The sequence below is a fragment of the Streptomyces sp. NPDC057543 genome (genome assembly GCF_042801895.1).
Lineage (GTDB): Bacteria > Actinomycetota > Actinomycetes > Streptomycetales > Streptomycetaceae > Streptomyces.
In genome coordinates this window covers 1-15,342 of the sequence record NZ_JBHVFF010000207.1, presented here as the reverse complement: position 1 = coordinate 15,342, position 15,342 = coordinate 1, and the positions used below count along the sequence as shown (strand labels likewise).

Here is a 15,342-nt window from a genome sequence, read left to right as displayed (position 1 = left end):
AAGCGGGCCGGCCGACGACGGACGGGCCCGGTGACCCGGATCCTCGCTCGGGTGGCGCGGGTCCGGGTGACGCCGCGCCGGCACCCCTCACCCGGCATCCCGCACCCGGTCACCCCGCACCGCGCGGACCCGTCACCCCACAGAGCTGTAGGCCACAACCCCCCGCAACACCGCGTCCACCGCCTTGCGCGCACTCCGCGCCACCGAACTTCCCTCCCGAGGAGCCGCAGCCGCGATCTGGCCCAGCACGTCGATCACCTGCTTGCACCACCGCACGAAGTCCCCGGCGGGCATCTCCACCTCGCCCAGCACCTCGTCCAGCGACCGCCCGGACGCCCACATGTAGACCGCCCAGGCAAACCCCAGATCGGGTTCGCGCTGACCGACCCCCTCCGCCTGGTTGATCTTGAAGTCCTCCTCCAGGGCATCGAGCCGACCCCAGATCCGGACCATTTCGCCCATCGCGGCCTTCGCGGGCCCCGACGGCAGCTTCGGCGCCACCGCGTCATCGGCCTGCCGCGCCTCGTACACCAACGCCGAGACGCAGGCGGCGAGTTCGGCCGGGTTCAGGCCCTCCCACACCCCGTCCCGCAGGCATTCGCTGGCCAGCAGGTCCAGCTCGCCGTAGAGCCGTGCGAGGCGCCGCCCGTGCTCGGTGACCTCATTGCCCCGCAAGTAGTCGAGCTCGGTGAGCAGCGCGACGATCCGGTCGAAGGTGCGGGCGATCGTGTTCGTCCGCCCCTCGATCCGCCGCTCCAACTGCTTGGTGTCGCGCTGCAGCCGGTGGTATCGCTCGGCCCATCGCGCATGGTCCTCACGCTCGTCGCACCCGTGGCAGGGGTGTGCGCGCAACGCCGCCCGGTAGCGGGCGATCTCCCGGTCGTCGGCCGCGGGTGACCGATCCCTGCGGTGCCGCTCCGGCACTATGTGCCCGGCCTTCGTCCGCAGCGCGGACGCCAGATCGCGGCGCGACTGCGGCGAGCGCGGGTTGAACGACTTCGGCACCCGCATCCGCTCCAGCGCCTCCACCGGAACGGGGAAGTCGATCGAGGCGAGCCTCTTGACCTGCCGCTCGGCGGTCAGCACCAACGGCCGTGGCCCGTCGTGGTATTCGAGCCCGCGGTGCCCGTGCCCATTGGTCCGTCCGCCCGGCAGCCCGGGGTCGAGGACCAGCGCCAGTCCGGCGAACTTGCCGGTGGGCACGTGGATGACATCGCCGGGCTTGAGCTTCTCCAGGGACGCCGCCGCGGCGGCCCGCCGCTGCGACGCGCCCTGCTTGGCGAGCTCGGTCTCCCGGTCCTTGAGGTCGCGGCGCAGCCGCGCGTACTCCTCGAAGTCACCGAGGTGACAGGTCATGCCCTCGAGGTAGCCCGCCAGCCCCTCCTCGTTCCGCTGGACCTGCCGGGAGATCCCGACCACCGACCGGTCGGCCTGGAACTGCGCGAAGGAGGTCTCCAGCAGCTCGCGCGAACGATGCCGCCCGAACTGATGCACCAGGTTGACGGCCATGTTGTACGAGGGCCGGAAGCTGGACCGCAGCGGATACGTCCGCGTACCCGCGAGTCCGGCCAGCGCGCCCGGATCCATGCCGCGCTGCCACAGCACCACCGCATGGCCTTCGACGTCGATCCCGCGCCGGCCGGCCCGCCCGGTCAGCTGGGTGTACTCGCCGGGGGTGATGTCGGCGTGCTGTTCGCCGTTCCACTTGACGAGCTTCTCCAGCACGACGGAGCGTGCGGGCATGTTGATGCCGAGCGCGAGCGTCTCCGTCGCGAAGACGGCCTTGACGAGCCCTCGTACGAAGAGCTCCTCCACGACTTCCTTGAACGTGGGCAGCATGCCGGCGTGGTGCGCGGCGATGCCACGCTCCAGCCCTTCGAGCCACTCGTAGTAGCCGAGGACATGGAGGTCCTCGCCGGGGATGGACGCGGTCCGCTCCTCGACGATCTCGCGGACCAGCCGCCGCTTGGCCTCGTCATTGAGCCGGAGTCCGGCATGCAGACACTGCTGCACGGCCGCTTCGCAGGCGGCCCGGCTGAAGATGAACGTGATGGCGGGGAGCAGCCCTTCGGCGTCCAGCCGGTCGATGACCTCGGGCCTGGACGGGGTCCAGATCCGGCTGCGCTCGCGGCGCTCGCGCTCGCGGTCCGCCTCGCGGACCATCTTTCCGCGGCGGCGTTCACGCGGGTTGTATCCCCGCTGGTTCTCCATCCGGGCGAGCCGGACAAGGTCGGGGTTGACCTCGCGGCGTCCGGTGCCGCGGCCGCCGTGGTCGGTCTCCTCCTCGAAAAGGTCGTATGTCCGACGGCCCGCCAGGACGTGCTGCCAGAGCGGCACCGGGCGGTGTTCGGAGACGATCACCTCGGTGTCACCGCGGACGGTGTCCAGCCAGTCGCCGAACTCCTCGGCGTTGGAGACGGTCGCCGACAGTGACACCAGGATCACGGAGTCCGGGAGGTGAATGATCACTTCCTCCCAGACGGCGCCCCGGAAGCGGTCGGAGAGGTAGTGCACCTCGTCCATCACCACGTAGCCGAGGCCACGCAGCGTCTGCGAACCCGCGTACAGCATGTTCCGCAGCACTTCGGTGGTCATGACCACCACCGGTGCGTCGCCGTTGACGCTGTTGTCGCCGGTGAGCAGACCGACCTTGTCCGGTCCGTAGCGCTTGACCAGATCGGCGAACTTCTGGTTGGACAGGGCCTTGATGGGTGTGGTGTAGAAGCACTTGCGGCCCTGCGCGAGCGCGAGGTGCACGGCGAATTCGCCGACGATCGTCTTGCCCGAGCCGGTGGGAGCGGCGACGAGCACCCCCTTGCCGGCTTCCAGCGCCTCACATGCCTCGATCTGGTAGGGGTCCAGATCGAACTCGTACAACTCGCGGAAGGGCGCGAGTGCGGTGGCCAGCTCGGCGGCGCGGATCCGAGAAGCCTGGTATCGCTCAGCTGGTGAGAGGTCCTCTGTCATCTTGCTTACGAGCCTACCCGCCGCCTCTGACAGCGACGCGATCTTTAAATACCGCCGGGAGAACCCGGTGCGAGCACCCTCACCGCGCCCGGTACGCAGGTGGCGGTGAGCGGCAGTGCCCCGAGTTGTTCACCGTCCGCGTACGCCGTGACACCGGCCGCTGCGAGCTCGATCGAGGAGACCCGGTGCGAGGTGACCTTCGCGTGGCCGAGGTGCGTTCCCTTGTAGACGCGGGGAAAGACCTTGAGAAGTGTGGTGCGGCTGCAGTCCCCGACGACGGTCACGTCGAACAGCCCGTCGTCCATGGCGGCGTCCGCGCAGATCCGCATGCCTCCGCCGTACGTCGATCCGTTGCCTACGGCGATGAGCGTCGCCTCGATCTCCCGGACCGGTCCGTCGTCCAGCCTGATGCGGTACGGGATCGGCTTGAACGCGGCGAGTTCGGCGAGGATCGCGAGGTCGTACTTGAACCGTCCGCCGACCCAGCGCATCCGGTTGCCGCGGTCGTTGACCCGGGAGTCGAAGCCGGAGGCGAGCACGGAACCGAACCACCGCTCGCCGACCCGGCCGAGGTCGATCGCGCGGACCGCCCCGCCCTTGAGCGCCCGGGCTGCGAGCCGTCCGGCCGCGGCCGGATCCCGTATCGGCACCCCGAGTGCGCGGGCGAAGTCGTTCCCGGTGCCCGCGGCGACGACCCCGAGCGGGGTCTCCGTTCCGGCCACGGCCTGCAGGGCGAGGGACATCATGCCGTCCCCGCCCACCGCTATCAGCGCACCGGTGCCGCCCGCGACGGCCTCTCGTGCCCGCCGCAGGGCGTCGGCGGCATCCTCGCCGAGAACCGTACGCACGGAGAATCCGGCGTCCCGCAACGCGGATGCGGCCGGCTGCGCGGCACGCGCGCCCCGGCCGCTTCCCGCGGTGGGATTGACGAAAAGGGTGATCTCGCTGGTCACCCGGGGACCCTACAAGGTCAGGTGATGTCGTCGTAACCGTTGACCCGGTCACGGTCCGAGCTCGCCTGAGTGGGCAACGACCGGCTGGACGAGACCGATTCGGTCTCACCGATGTCCTCGGGGGTGAGGTCCAGCTCCGAGGCCTCGTCGTCGGAGGGCCCCTCCGCCGCGAGCTGCGCCTTGCGGCGGTCGTTGAGGAGCGAGATCGCCGTGGCCACGAAGTAGAGCACCCAGATCGGTACGGCGAGCCCCAGCATGCTCACCGGGTCGGTGCTGGGCGTGGCCACCGCCGCGAAGACCGTGATCCCCATGATCATGCCCCGCCACCAGCCGAGCATCCGCTTACCGGTGATGACCCCGCCGAAGTTCAGCATGACGAGCAGCAGCGGCAGCTCGAAGGAGAGCCCGAAGACCACCACCATGCGCGTGATCAGATCCAGCAGGTCGTCCAGCGGCAGCTGGTTGTCCAGTCCGGCCGGCGAGAAGTCCAGGAGCACCCGGGCCATCGTGGGCAGGGTCTTGTACGCGAAGAAGCCACCGGCGAGGAAGAGCGGGAACCCCGCGCCGACGAAGGCGAGCGAGTACTTCTTCTCGTGCTTGTGCAGCCCCGGGGCGACGAAGGCCCACAGCTGGTAGAGCCAGATCGGCGAGGAAAGGACGACGCCCGCCATCAAGGAGACCTTGAGGGCAAGGGTGAACGGGGTGAGCAGACCGTTCAGGACGATACGCGCGCACGTACCGTCCTCCTTCTTGGCGAGCTCGGCGAAGCTGTACTCGCAACCGACCGACTTCAGCACCGGGTTGGTGAAGAACTCGATGATCCCCTTGTAGAAGAACGCGGCCACGATCGTGACGACGACGATTCCGAGCAGGCCCTTGGCCAGCCGGTTACGCAGCTCACGCAGGTGCTCCACCAAGGGCATGCGGCCCTCGGGGTCCGTCTCCTGCTTGCGGGCAGACTTGAGCAACCCACGTCCTCATCTCGTGCAGCAGGCCGTCGCCGGTCACGACGCCTGCGTCGGCCCGTTTCTTGTCAGCGCTTGGTCGAGTCGGTCGGCTCGGCGACCGGACGCGAACTCGTCACGTCACCGGGCGCGGCCTTGATGGTGCGCGGCGCGGCCTGGTCCTGGGCGGCGGTGTCGTTCGCCGGCTCGGCCGGGGTGGCCGACGGGCTGCCCTCGGACTTCATGGCCTTGGCCTCGCTCTTGAGGATGCGGGCCGACTTGCCGAGCGAGCGAGCCATGTCAGGAAGCTTCTTCGCGCCGAACAGCAGAACAATGACGACGAGGATCAGGATGATCTCGGGAGCGCCGAGCCTTCCGAACATATGCGTGTACCTTCTCACCGAGGCAGCAGGGGTGGGGCGGATCGAACGTCGGACGGACGCCCGATCGTCGTACTGTCAGCGATCGTATCCCGCAGGAGTAAACGCAGGGCAATACCCATGCATCCTTGCGATTACGGCCCATGCCTCGCTCTCAGGGCCGCTTGAGCAGCGTACCCCTCGAATCCGGGAAACTGGAGGCCGCGCCGGTTCCGTTCGCTCGCTCCCGCTCACAGGCACGAAGCGGCACGGGTCCTAGCGCAACGCCTCACCGGTGGCGGCGAGATCCGTCGCGGCGCGTTCGAGGTCCTCCGCCGCCCGGTTGATGCGCTGGGTGGTTCGCGTCACCTGGTGCCCCAGACGCCGGGCCTCGACGAAGACCTTGACGGCCAGCACGCCCAGGACGGCGATCCCGAGGAACCCCAGGGCGATGGCGAGCATGGGCCAGAACATGCGCAGAGCCTCGATGTGTCTAGGTGTCCGGAGTTCTAAAGGCTGGTGTGGAGACGCAGCGTCCGCACCCCGCCACCGGTGAGGAGCTCGACTATCCGCTCCCCGGCGGGTTTACGGACGGCCGCGCCGCACTCGGGGCAGGTGAAGGAGTAGAACGTCGTCCGGCGGCTGGCGCCCACGGCGAGCCGGATGGCGCCCGCCGCCAGCTCGAACCGCTCACGGCAGTCCGGACAAGCGGCCTTGAACCGTACCGACTCGGGCACCACCACGGTCGACACACCCGACATCACGGACATATTGCTCATATCTCTCAGATCTCCGCTCAGGCCGGGTCGTCGTAGACAGCGAGCGCCGCACGGGCCGCCTGCTGTGCGCTCCGCGCCAGTTCCGGCGGGGAGACGATGCGGCCTTCCCCTCCGAGCCGCAGAGCGAGCCTGCGCAGCGAGGCCGGATCGGGGGTGCGCAGGGCGATCCGCAGCCCGCCGTCGGGCAGTTCCTCGGCGCTGTCGTGCGGGTAGTACTCGGCGACCCACCGGCCGCCGGGCCCCACCTCGACCACGACTTCCGGGTCCTCGGCCGCCGGCTGGACGAGCCCTTCGGACAGATCCCGCAGTTCCAGCTCGGGCGGCGCGGCCGGCTCGTCCAGCAGCCGGATCTCGGCGACCCGGTCGAGCCGGAACGTACGCCGGTCCTCGGAGGACCGGCACCAGGCCTCCATGTACGTGTGCCCCACGGCGAACAGCCGGATCGGGTCCACCTCGCGCTCGGTCAGTTCGTCGCGCGCGGGCGAGTAGTAGCGCAGCCAGAGCCGGCGCCGCTCGGAGATCGCCCGGTCGACATCGGCGAAGACACCGCCCTCGGACTCGAAGGTGACCGAGAGCCGCGAGCTCGCCGCGCCCACCTCGCCGGCCGCCGTCTCCAGCTTCGCGGTGGCGCGCAGCAGCGCTTGCCGGTCGCTCTCACGCAGCCCCGGCAACGTGGCCACGGCGCGGGCGGCGACCAGGAGCGCGGTCGCCTCGTCGGCCGCGAGCCGCAGCGGCTCCGCGACATCGTCCGGGTTGTGCCACCAGATGCGGTCGCCGTCGGTGTCGATGTCCAGCAGATCGCCGCCGCGGAAGCTCGTACCGCACATGGGCAGCACATCGAGGTCCGAGATCAGCTCGTCCTCGGTGATCCCGAACGCGCGGGCGACGTCCTGGACATGGGCGCCGGGGCGCTCGCGCAGATATGTCACCAGGGAGAGCATCCGGCGGGTCTGGTCGATCGCGTTCGTGGCCATGAATGGGTCCCCTCAGTCCTTGGCCACGGCACGCAGCCGGTCCACCACATCGGCCCGCAGATCGGCGGGTTCCTGTACGACGACGTCCGGACCGAACTCGACGAGCCAGGCGTCCAGACCGTGTCCGTACGGAATCTCCAACTCGTCCCACCCGTCCCCGAGTTCCCGGACCGATATGGCGCGCGAGCGCAGCGGGTAGCCGGCACCGGTCCGCAGCCTGATCAGCGCGGTCCGGGTCGCCGTCTCCCCCGCCCAGCTCTCGACGGTCTCGCGGACGGTCACCACGTCGGGCACCTCGGCGGTGAACGCCCCGGCCCGGGAGCGGACCCGTCCGGTGATCCGGGAGAGCCGGAACACCCGCTCGGCGCCGCGGTCCCGGTCCCAGCCGGCCAGATACCAGTGGCCGCGCCAGCATTCCAGCGTCCACGGCTCGACCTGGCGCTGCTCGGGCCGGGCGGCATTGGCCTTGCGGTAGTCGAAGGTCACCGGACGGCGGTCCCGGCAGGCCAGCATCAACGGCTCGAAGGCGGCCTCATGAACGGGGATACGGGGTTCAAGGGCGCTGTGGACCTCGTACGCGTCCTCGGCCTCCGGCATGCCTGCGGCCCGCAGCTTCTGCAGCGCGCCGCTGGCGGCACCGGCCAGCCGCGCCTGCTGCCAGACCTTGGCGGCCAGTCCGAGGGCGGCGGCCTCCTCGGCGTCCAGCGTGATCGGGGGCAGCCGGTTGCTGTCGCGGCGGGCGAGATATCCCGTGTCGCCGTCCAGGTTCTCCACGGTCTCGATGACCAGACCGAGCTCGCGCAGATCGTCCTTGTCGCGCTCGAACATCCGGTTGAAGGCGTCGTCGGAACCGGCCTCCAGATAGGCCTCGATGGAGCCGCGCAGCTCGCGCTTGCTCAGCGGGCGCCGGGTCCCCAGCAGACACAGAGCCAGGTTCATCAGCCGCTCGGCCTTGGCAATCGCCATCGACGCCCTTTCTGTTTTGCTCTACGACCGTCGACCGTACCGCTCCGCGGTGTCCGGACAAAAGCGAGGGCCCGTGCCCCCAGGCACGGGCCCTCGTAGCGCACGGGTGCGGATCAGACGGCGACCAGGTCGCAGACGAAGATCAGGGTCTCGCCGGGCGCGATACGGCCGCCACCGGCGCCGCGGTCGCCGTACGCGAGGTGCGCGGGGATGGTCAGCTGGCGACGGCCGCCGACCTTCATGCCCTCCACGCCCTTGTCCCAGCCGGAGATGACCTGGCCGGCACCGAGCTGGAACTGCAGCGGGGCGCCGCGGTTCCAGGAGGCGTCGAACTCCTCGCCGGTGGAGAATGCCACGCCCACGTAGTGGACGGAGACGGTGGCGCCGGCCTTGGCCACCGCGCCGTCGCCTTCCCAGATGTCCTTGATCTCCAGGTCGGCCGGCGGCTCGCCACCCGGGAAGTCGATCTCGGGCTTCTCGATGCTCACTGACTTGCTCCTCTTACTGATGAACTGGGCAACCGGGACAGTCTTACATCTTCGCCAGGATGTCCACGGCGAAGACCAGCGTGGACTTCGCCGGAATCGTCTGCTGCGCCTTGTCGCCGAACCCCTGGTCCGGCGGGATGACGAGAAGCACGCGGCTGCCGATCTTCTTGCCGACCAGACCGTTCTTGAGCCCCTTCAGGGTGACCTGGGCGAGGGGGAAGGTCTGCGTCTTGCCCGCGCTGTAGGTGCTGTCGAACGTCTTGCCGTCCTTCCACAGCAGCCCCACGTAGTTCACGACGACGCTGTCGGTGTCCTTCACGACGTCGCCCTTGGACTCCAGGATGTAATTGGAGACGAGCTTCTTCGGCGGGTCGCTCTTGGTCGGGATCGTGACCTTGGGGGCCTTGCCGTCCGTGTTGGTGCCGACCTTCGGCAGGTCGATGTTGTCCTGGGCGACCACGGTGCCCTTGGCGGACGTCGGGATCTGCGTCGCCTTGAGAATGTCGACGACGAAGACGAGCGTGGCGTTCGGCTTGATGTCGCCCTGGCCCTGCGCTCCGTAACCGAGCTCCGGCGGGATGACCAGCTCCACCCGGCTGCCGACCTTCTTGCCGACGAGCCCCTTGTCCCATCCCTGGATCACCATGCCGGCGCCGAGGGTCAGGTCGAACGGCTGCTTGCGGTCGAAGCTGTTGTCGAACGGCTTGTCGGAGTCCCAGGCCTGCCCGAGGTAGTTGACCTGGATGGCGTCGCCGTTCTTGAGCGTGGCGCCGTCACCCTCGCTGACGACCCTGGTCTTCAGCTCCTTGGGCGGGTTCCCGGTCCCCTTGGCCAGGGTGGGCTTCTCGCCGAACTTCGCGCCCGCGGTGATCGCGGGGAACCCGTCCTTGGACGCGGCGGAAGGGGAAACGGAAGCGGAAGCGGAGCCCTTTTCGTTACCACAGGCTGCTGTCACCAGCAACAGGGGGACGACAAGAAGGCCGGCAAGTCGGCGCACTGGTTCCTCAGATCTCAGACGGCACAGTTGGTTGAGTCCCCGACACTCTAGGGCGTACGCAGGGCCCCGTACGAGGAACGTACGGGGCCCGCGTCGCGCCGGAGTCCGGGAATTCCTGTCGCCCGCTCACATACCCGCGATCAGCTTCTCCACTCGGTCGTCGACCGAACGGAACGGGTCCTTGCACAACACCGTGCGCTGCGCCTGGTCGTTGAGCTTGAGATGGACCCAGTCGACGGTGAAGTCCCGCCGCTGCTCCTGGGCCCTTCGGATGAAGTCCCCGCGCAGCCGCGCCCTGGTCGTCTGCGGGGGCACGGACTTGCCCTCGAAGATCTTCAGGTCGTTGCAGACACGGGCGGCCTGCCCCTTGCGCTCCAGCAGGTAGTACAGGCCGCGACGGCGGTGGATGTCGTGGTACGCGAGGTCTATCTGGGCGACCCGCGGATGCGACATCGTCATGCTGTGCTTGGCGCGGTACCGCTCGATGAGCTTGTACTTCATCACCCAGTCGATCTCGGTCTCGATCCGGTCGAGGTCCTCGGCCTCGATCGCGTCGAGCGTACGGCCCCACAGCTCCAGGACCTGGGCGACCGTTCCGGTGCGGATGCCGCGGCGGTCGACGAAGTCGACGGCCTTCTCGTAGTACTCGCGCTGCACCTCGATGGCGGATGCCTCACGGCCGCTGGCCAGACGCACCTTGCGCTGCCCCGTGATGTCGTGACTGACCTCGCGGATCGCCCGGATCGGGTTCTCCAGCGTCAGATCCCGCATCACGGTGCCCGCCTCGATCATGCGGAGCACCAGATCGGTGGCGCCGACCTTCAGCAGCATCGTCGTCTCGGACATGTTGGAGTCACCGACGATGACGTGGAGGCGGCGGTACCGCTCCGCGTCCGCGTGCGGTTCGTCACGCGTGTTGATGATCGGGCGGGAGCGGGTCGTCGCGGAGCTGACGCCCTCCCAGATGTGCTCGGCACGCTGGCTGACGCAGTAGACCGCGCCCCGCGGGGTCTGCAGCACCTTGCCCGCGCCGCAGATCAGCTGCCTCGTGACGAGGAAGGGAATGAGGATGTCCGCGAGCCGGGAGAATTCTCCGTGCCGCGCCACGAGATAGTTCTCATGACACCCGTAGGAGTTTCCCGCCGAGTCGGTGTTGTTCTTGAAGAGGTAGACGTCGCCCGCGATTCCCTCCTCGTGCAGGCGGCGTTCGGCGTCGACGAGCAGACCTTCGAGAATGCGCTCGCCGGCCTTGTCGTGGGTGACCAGCTCGGTCAGGTTGTCGCATTCGGGGGTTGCATATTCCGGATGCGATCCCACGTCGAGGTAGAGGCGGGCGCCGTTCCGCAGAAAGACATTGCTGCTGCGGCCCCATGACACAACACGGCGGAAGAGGTAGCGCGCCACTTCATCAGGAGACAGTCGGCGCTGTCCCCTGAACGTGCACGTGACGCCGTACTCGTTCTCCAGCCCGAAAATGCGGCGGTCCATGACTGAACATTACGCCTGATGGCCTGAGCTGAAACCGGGTTCGACAGCACCGTTCCGATCATTTTCCGATCCCCGTACAGCAACTGCCTCGCGCCCGGGAACTGCGAGGACCCTTCCCGTGGCCAGCAGAACCAGCAGCGCCGCCACCCCACCGGCCCCCGCGACGGCGAAGCTCCACGTCGTGCCGCCCAGTTCGACGGCCGGGCCCGCCACGGCCGTGCCCGCCGCCGCGCCCACCCCGAAGGTCGTCACGAGCCAGGAGAACGCCTCCGTCACCGTGCCCCGCGGGGCATGCCGGTCGACCACGATGAACGAGCAGGCGATCGCGGGCGCGAGGAAGACTCCGGCCACTGCCGCCAGAGCGGTCATGGCGACCACTCCCGGGGTCAGCATCAGCGGCAGATAGCCGAGCGCCAGCAGTGCGACGATGACCCGTAGCCGGCGCTCCGGAGCCCCTGCCCACTGCCGCGCCCCGTACACCGCGCCGCCTACCAGCGCCCCCAGCCCGAGCGCGGCCATCAGCCAGCCGTACACCGACTCCCGGCCGTGGTCGTCGGCGTACGCCACCCCGGCCACCGTGATGGAACCGAGCGCGAGCCCGACGAAGAAGAACGAACCGAGCAGCGCCAGCAGCCCCGGCGAACGCAGCGCACCCAGCCAGTGCGCCTCCCGGGGTGCCGAACGCCAGGCGCGGGACGGCTCCGAGAGGACGACGGAGAGCGCCCCCAGGACCCCTATCGCGTTGATGACCAGCAGGGCGGCGGCGGGCGACCAGAGGGAGACGAGCAGCGTCACCAGCAACGGGCCCACGGTGAACATGACCTCCTGGGCGACGGCGTCCATCGCGTACGCCCGGTGCACCCGGTCCTCACCGCCCAGAACGGTCGGCCACAGGGCCCGCAGACCGCCTTCCAGCGGCGGGGTGAAGACTCCGGCCACCATCACCGCGCCGTAGGCCAGCGGCAGCGACCCCAGGCCCACCAGGGCCAGCAGGGCCATGCCCAGCGCCGACACCACGGCGGCGGGGAGCTGGACGCGTGGCTGGCCGTACAGGTCCACGGCGCGGCCCAGCAGCGGCTGCCCGACCGCGGTGGACAGCCCGTACACGGCCGCGAGCGCGCCGGCGAGGGTGTAGCTGCCGCCCTCGGCCCGGGTGAACAGCACGATCGCGATGTGGGCGGTGCCGCTCGGCAGCCGCCCCACCAGGGTCCCCGCCAGCAGGCGGGCCGCATGCCGTGCCCGGAGGATGTCCAGATATCCCGCGGCCATGTCCCGCCCCTCTCCTCCGGGCACTCTCGGGCACCTGAAGTTTTACGTATAACGTCGAGGTTCATACGTACCATGTGCCCAGTCCGCAGGTCCACCTCACGGCGCCTGCCCCCTGTCCGGCCCGGAGGCCCCGAGTGACCAGCGCACCGCAGTCGCGTCCCGCCCCGCCCCGGCCCACCAGCCGCGACGTCGCGCGGGCCGCCGGGGTCTCGCAGGCCACCGTCTCCCTCGTGCTCGGCGGCAAATGGCGCGGCCGGGTCTCCGAGGCCACCGCCGAACGCGTACGGCACGCCGCCCGCGGCCTCGGCTACCAGCCCAACCTCGCCGCCCGCAGCCTCCGCCTCGGCCGCACCAGGACCGCGCTCCTCGTCGTCCCCGCGCTCACCAGCGAGTTCTTCGCGCGTGTCTACACCGGCGCCGCCTCGGTCGCCGCCGAGCACGGCTTCGGGGTCGTCCTCTACCCGTCGCCCGAGGGCATCGGCCCGGCCAGGGATCCGTTCGCCTCGGCGCGCGCCTCGCTCGACGGGGTGATCGCCTCGTCCATGGCCGCCGGAGCCCTCGACGCGCTGCGCGGTGCCGGTCTGCCGCTGATCATGCTCGACAGCGACCCGGAGGACACCGGTGTCGCGGCCCGGGTCAACCTCGACATCGCCGACGGCATGCGGCAGATCGCGGACCATCTGCTCGCGCTCGGCCACCGCCGCTTCGTCCACCTCGCGTCGGCGATCGACTCCTGGACCTTCGCCGCCCGCGCCCGAGCACTCCACGACGCGCTGAAGGCGGTGCCCGGCACCTCCGTACGGACCGTCGCGGCGACGCTCGACGTCCCCGCGGGCCGCGAGGCCACGGAGCGGGCGCTGGCCGCCCCCGGCCCCCGGCCCACCGCCCTCGTCTGCGACGACGACATCCTCGCCGCGGGCGCCTGCAAGGCCGCCCGCAGACTCGGGCTCCGGGTCCCCGACGACCTCTCCGTCACCGGTTTCGACGATCTGGCCCTGGCCACAGCCGTCGAACCGGAGCTCACCACGGTGCAGCTGCCGGCCGAGCAGGTCGGTGAACGCGGTATGGCCGCCCTGCTGGCGGTCCTGGACGGCCGCCCGGCCGAGCCCGGCAGCCTGCCCGTGCGACTGGTGGCACGCGGCTCCTCGGCGCCCCCGCCCGCGGACGGCCCGCGGACATGACGGTGCCCCGGCCTGCCGGGAGGGGCGGACCGGGGCACCGGAGGACTACTCCACGTCCCCACCGGAATCGGTGGAATCGGTGGACTTGGTGATGTCCGTCGTGCTCGCGGAAGACTCGGATTCCTCGCCGTCCTCGATGTCGGACGGGGCGTCCGTCGGAGCGGCGCCGCCGTCCGCCTCCAGCAGCCGCGCCAGCTGCCGGCCGACGATCCGCTTGAACTTCCGCTGCTGCGGCCTCGTACGGTCCAGGACCGCGACCTCCAGCCGCTCCGCGGGGATCTCCCGTTCGCTGCCGTTGGGATCGCGGGACAGCGCCTGCACGGCCAGCTTGAGCGCCTCGGCGAGCGTCATGCCGTCACGGTGCCGCTGGTCCAGGAAGGTGCTGATCTGCTCGGCGTTCCCGCCGACGGCGACCGAGCCGTGCTCGTCGACGATCGAGCCGTCGTGCGGCAGCCGGTAGATCTGGTCGCCCTCCGGCTCGGTACCCACCTCGGCGACCACCAGCTCCACCTCGTACGGCTTTTCGGCCGCACTGGAGAAGATGGTGCCCAGCGTCTGGGCATAGACGTTGGCCAGCCCACGGGCCGTCACGTCGTCACGGTCGTAGGTGTATCCGCGCAGATCGGCGTAGCGCACACCACCGATGCGGAGATTCTCGTACTCGTTGTATTTACCGGCGGCGGCGAAACCGATCCGGTCATAGACCTCGCTGAACTTGTGCAGCGCACGGGACGGGTTCTCGCCGACGAACACAATGCCGTCGGCGTACTGCAGCACAACCAGGCTGCGACCACGGGCGATGCCCTTCCGGGCGTATTCCGCCCGGTCGGCCATGGCCTGCTGAGGTGAGACATAGAACGGCGTCGACACCGGTTATCCGTCCCTTTCTGTCAGTGACAAAAGCATCGAAGAAGCAGCGGCACGACGGTCAGAGCAGCGCGGCGCGCGGGCCGTCGGGCTGTTCCAGCCGGCGTTCCAGAACCGAGCGGGCGATCTCGGAGGATTCCACCTCGGTCAGCTTCCGGAAGCCCTCGTCGGTGATGACGGTGACGATCGGATAGATCCGCCGGGCCACATCGGGACCACCGGTCGCCGAATCGTCGTCCGCGGCGTCGTACAGCGCCTGGACGACCAGGGTGAGGGCCTGCTGCTCCGTCAGATCCTCGCGGTAGAGCTTCTTCATCGACCCACGGGCGAAGATCGACCCCGACCCGGTGGCCGCGTAGCCGATTTCCTCGGAACGGCCGCCGGTGACGTCGTACGAGAAGATCCGGCCCTTCTCGCGGTCGATGTCGAAGCCGGCGAAGAGCGGCACGACGGCGAGGCCCTGCATCGCCATCGCCAGATTGCTGCGGATCATCGTGGAGAGCCGGTTCGCCTTGCCCTCCAGGGAGAGCTGGGTGCCCTCGACCTTCTCGAAGTGCTCCAGCTCCAACTGGAAGAGCTTGACCATCTCCACGGCCAGCCCGGCGGTACCGGCGATGCCCACCGCCGAATACTCGTCGGCCGGGAAGACCTTCTCGATGTCGCGCTGCGCGATCATGTTGCCCATGGTCGCCCGCCGGTCGCCGGCCAGGACCACACCGCCGGGGAACGTCGCCGCGACGATGGTCGTCCCGTGCGGCGCCTCGATGACCCCCTGCAGGGGCGGCAGGCTCCGGTTGCCCGGAAGCAGCTGGGGAGAATGGTCGGACAGGAAATCCATGAACGAAGAGGATCCCGGCGTCAGGAAGGCAGCTGGTAGACGCCCGGTGCTACGAGTGTTGGCTTCCACGCGTTTCCCTCCAGGTATGCGACGGCCCTGAGCGAGGTGTCAGGATCGTCTCCCAACGTGCCGATGGCCGAATTGCAGTCGATGCGGTTACGCCACGGACCCTACCCGTCCCGTGGCAGTGGTCCACATGAACTGCGGGGGCAGCCGCACCGCACACACGGTGCCGCTTGTGCCCGCGCGGTGCGGGCAGACCTCGCCCGCAC

Annotated in this window: 15 protein-coding genes and 1 pseudogene; 1 reads left to right on the top strand and 15 read right to left on the bottom strand. The window is 69.6% G+C overall.

Going from position 1 to position 15,342, the window contains the following annotated elements; genetic code table 11:
* Positions 1-132: 132 nt before the first annotated feature.
* The 12 genes from ACFU8Q_RS28655 to ACFU8Q_RS28600 form a co-directional block, all read right to left on the bottom strand.
* Positions 133-2,967 carry a DEAD/DEAH box helicase gene (locus ACFU8Q_RS28655; protein ID WP_384458898.1) on the bottom strand — a complete coding sequence of 945 codons (2,835 nt, stop codon included), beginning with the start codon at positions 2,965-2,967 and terminating at the stop codon, positions 133-135.
* Positions 2,968-3,011: 44 nt separating this feature from the next.
* Entirely contained in the window at positions 3,012-3,920 is a 909-nt protein-coding gene (locus ACFU8Q_RS28650; RefSeq protein WP_384458895.1) for a diacylglycerol kinase, read from the bottom strand.
* Positions 3,921-3,937: 17 nt separating this feature from the next.
* On the bottom strand, positions 3,938-4,888 hold the full coding sequence (gene tatC, locus ACFU8Q_RS28645) for a twin-arginine translocase subunit TatC (RefSeq protein ID WP_384458892.1): 951 nt from the start codon (positions 4,886-4,888) through the stop codon (positions 3,938-3,940).
* Between the two features lie 65 nt (positions 4,889-4,953).
* A complete protein-coding gene (gene tatA / locus ACFU8Q_RS28640; protein ID WP_362211480.1) occupies positions 4,954-5,247 on the bottom strand; it encodes a Sec-independent protein translocase subunit TatA in 294 nt (97 codons plus the stop codon).
* 252 nt (positions 5,248-5,499) lie between these two features.
* On the bottom strand, positions 5,500-5,697 hold the full coding sequence (locus ACFU8Q_RS28635) for a hypothetical protein (protein WP_384458889.1): 198 nt from the start codon (positions 5,695-5,697) through the stop codon (positions 5,500-5,502).
* Between the two features lie 35 nt (positions 5,698-5,732).
* Positions 5,733-6,002 (bottom strand): hypothetical protein, encoded by a 270-nt coding sequence (locus ACFU8Q_RS28630; RefSeq protein ID WP_384458886.1) that lies wholly within the window; start codon positions 6,000-6,002, stop codon positions 5,733-5,735.
* A 17-nt stretch (positions 6,003-6,019) separates the two neighbouring features.
* Entirely contained in the window at positions 6,020-6,976 is a 957-nt protein-coding gene (locus ACFU8Q_RS28625; protein ID WP_384458883.1) for a helix-turn-helix transcriptional regulator, read from the bottom strand.
* A gap of 12 nt (positions 6,977-6,988) precedes the next feature.
* Complete coding sequence (locus ACFU8Q_RS28620; protein WP_384458880.1) at positions 6,989-7,942, bottom strand: helix-turn-helix transcriptional regulator; 954 nt, start codon at positions 7,940-7,942, stop codon at positions 6,989-6,991.
* A 113-nt stretch (positions 7,943-8,055) separates the two neighbouring features.
* Positions 8,056-8,430, bottom strand: a complete 375-nt coding sequence (locus ACFU8Q_RS28615; protein WP_382950808.1) for an FKBP-type peptidyl-prolyl cis-trans isomerase — start codon at positions 8,428-8,430, stop codon at positions 8,056-8,058.
* 43 nt (positions 8,431-8,473) lie between these two features.
* Positions 8,474-9,427 (bottom strand): FKBP-type peptidyl-prolyl cis-trans isomerase, encoded by a 954-nt coding sequence (locus ACFU8Q_RS28610; protein ID WP_384458877.1) that lies wholly within the window; start codon positions 9,425-9,427, stop codon positions 8,474-8,476.
* Positions 9,428-9,553: 126 nt separating this feature from the next.
* Positions 9,554-10,915, bottom strand: a complete 1,362-nt coding sequence (gene pafA / locus ACFU8Q_RS28605) for a Pup--protein ligase (RefSeq protein ID WP_384458874.1) — start codon at positions 10,913-10,915, stop codon at positions 9,554-9,556.
* 9 nt (positions 10,916-10,924) lie between these two features.
* On the bottom strand, positions 10,925-12,184 hold the full coding sequence (locus ACFU8Q_RS28600; protein ID WP_384458871.1) for an MFS transporter: 1,260 nt from the start codon (positions 12,182-12,184) through the stop codon (positions 10,925-10,927).
* A gap of 134 nt (positions 12,185-12,318) precedes the next feature.
* Between ACFU8Q_RS28600 and ACFU8Q_RS28595 the strand changes: the two genes are divergently transcribed.
* Positions 12,319-13,365, top strand: coding sequence for a LacI family DNA-binding transcriptional regulator (locus ACFU8Q_RS28595; protein WP_384458868.1), 1,047 nt, complete (start codon positions 12,319-12,321; stop codon positions 13,363-13,365).
* A gap of 45 nt (positions 13,366-13,410) precedes the next feature.
* Here the strand turns inward: ACFU8Q_RS28595 and prcA are convergent, their stop codons facing one another.
* The 3 genes and pseudogenes from prcA to ACFU8Q_RS28580 form a co-directional block, all read right to left on the bottom strand.
* Positions 13,411-14,235 (bottom strand): proteasome subunit alpha, encoded by an 825-nt coding sequence (gene prcA, locus ACFU8Q_RS28590; RefSeq protein ID WP_384458865.1) that lies wholly within the window; start codon positions 14,233-14,235, stop codon positions 13,411-13,413.
* Between the two features lie 58 nt (positions 14,236-14,293).
* A complete protein-coding gene (prcB, locus tag ACFU8Q_RS28585; protein WP_384458862.1) occupies positions 14,294-15,139 on the bottom strand; it encodes a proteasome subunit beta in 846 nt (281 codons plus the stop codon).
* A pseudogene (locus ACFU8Q_RS28580) lies at positions 15,091-15,342 on the bottom strand (endonuclease domain-containing protein); the annotation flags it as partial. The gene prcB and the pseudogene ACFU8Q_RS28580, both read right to left, overlap by 49 nt.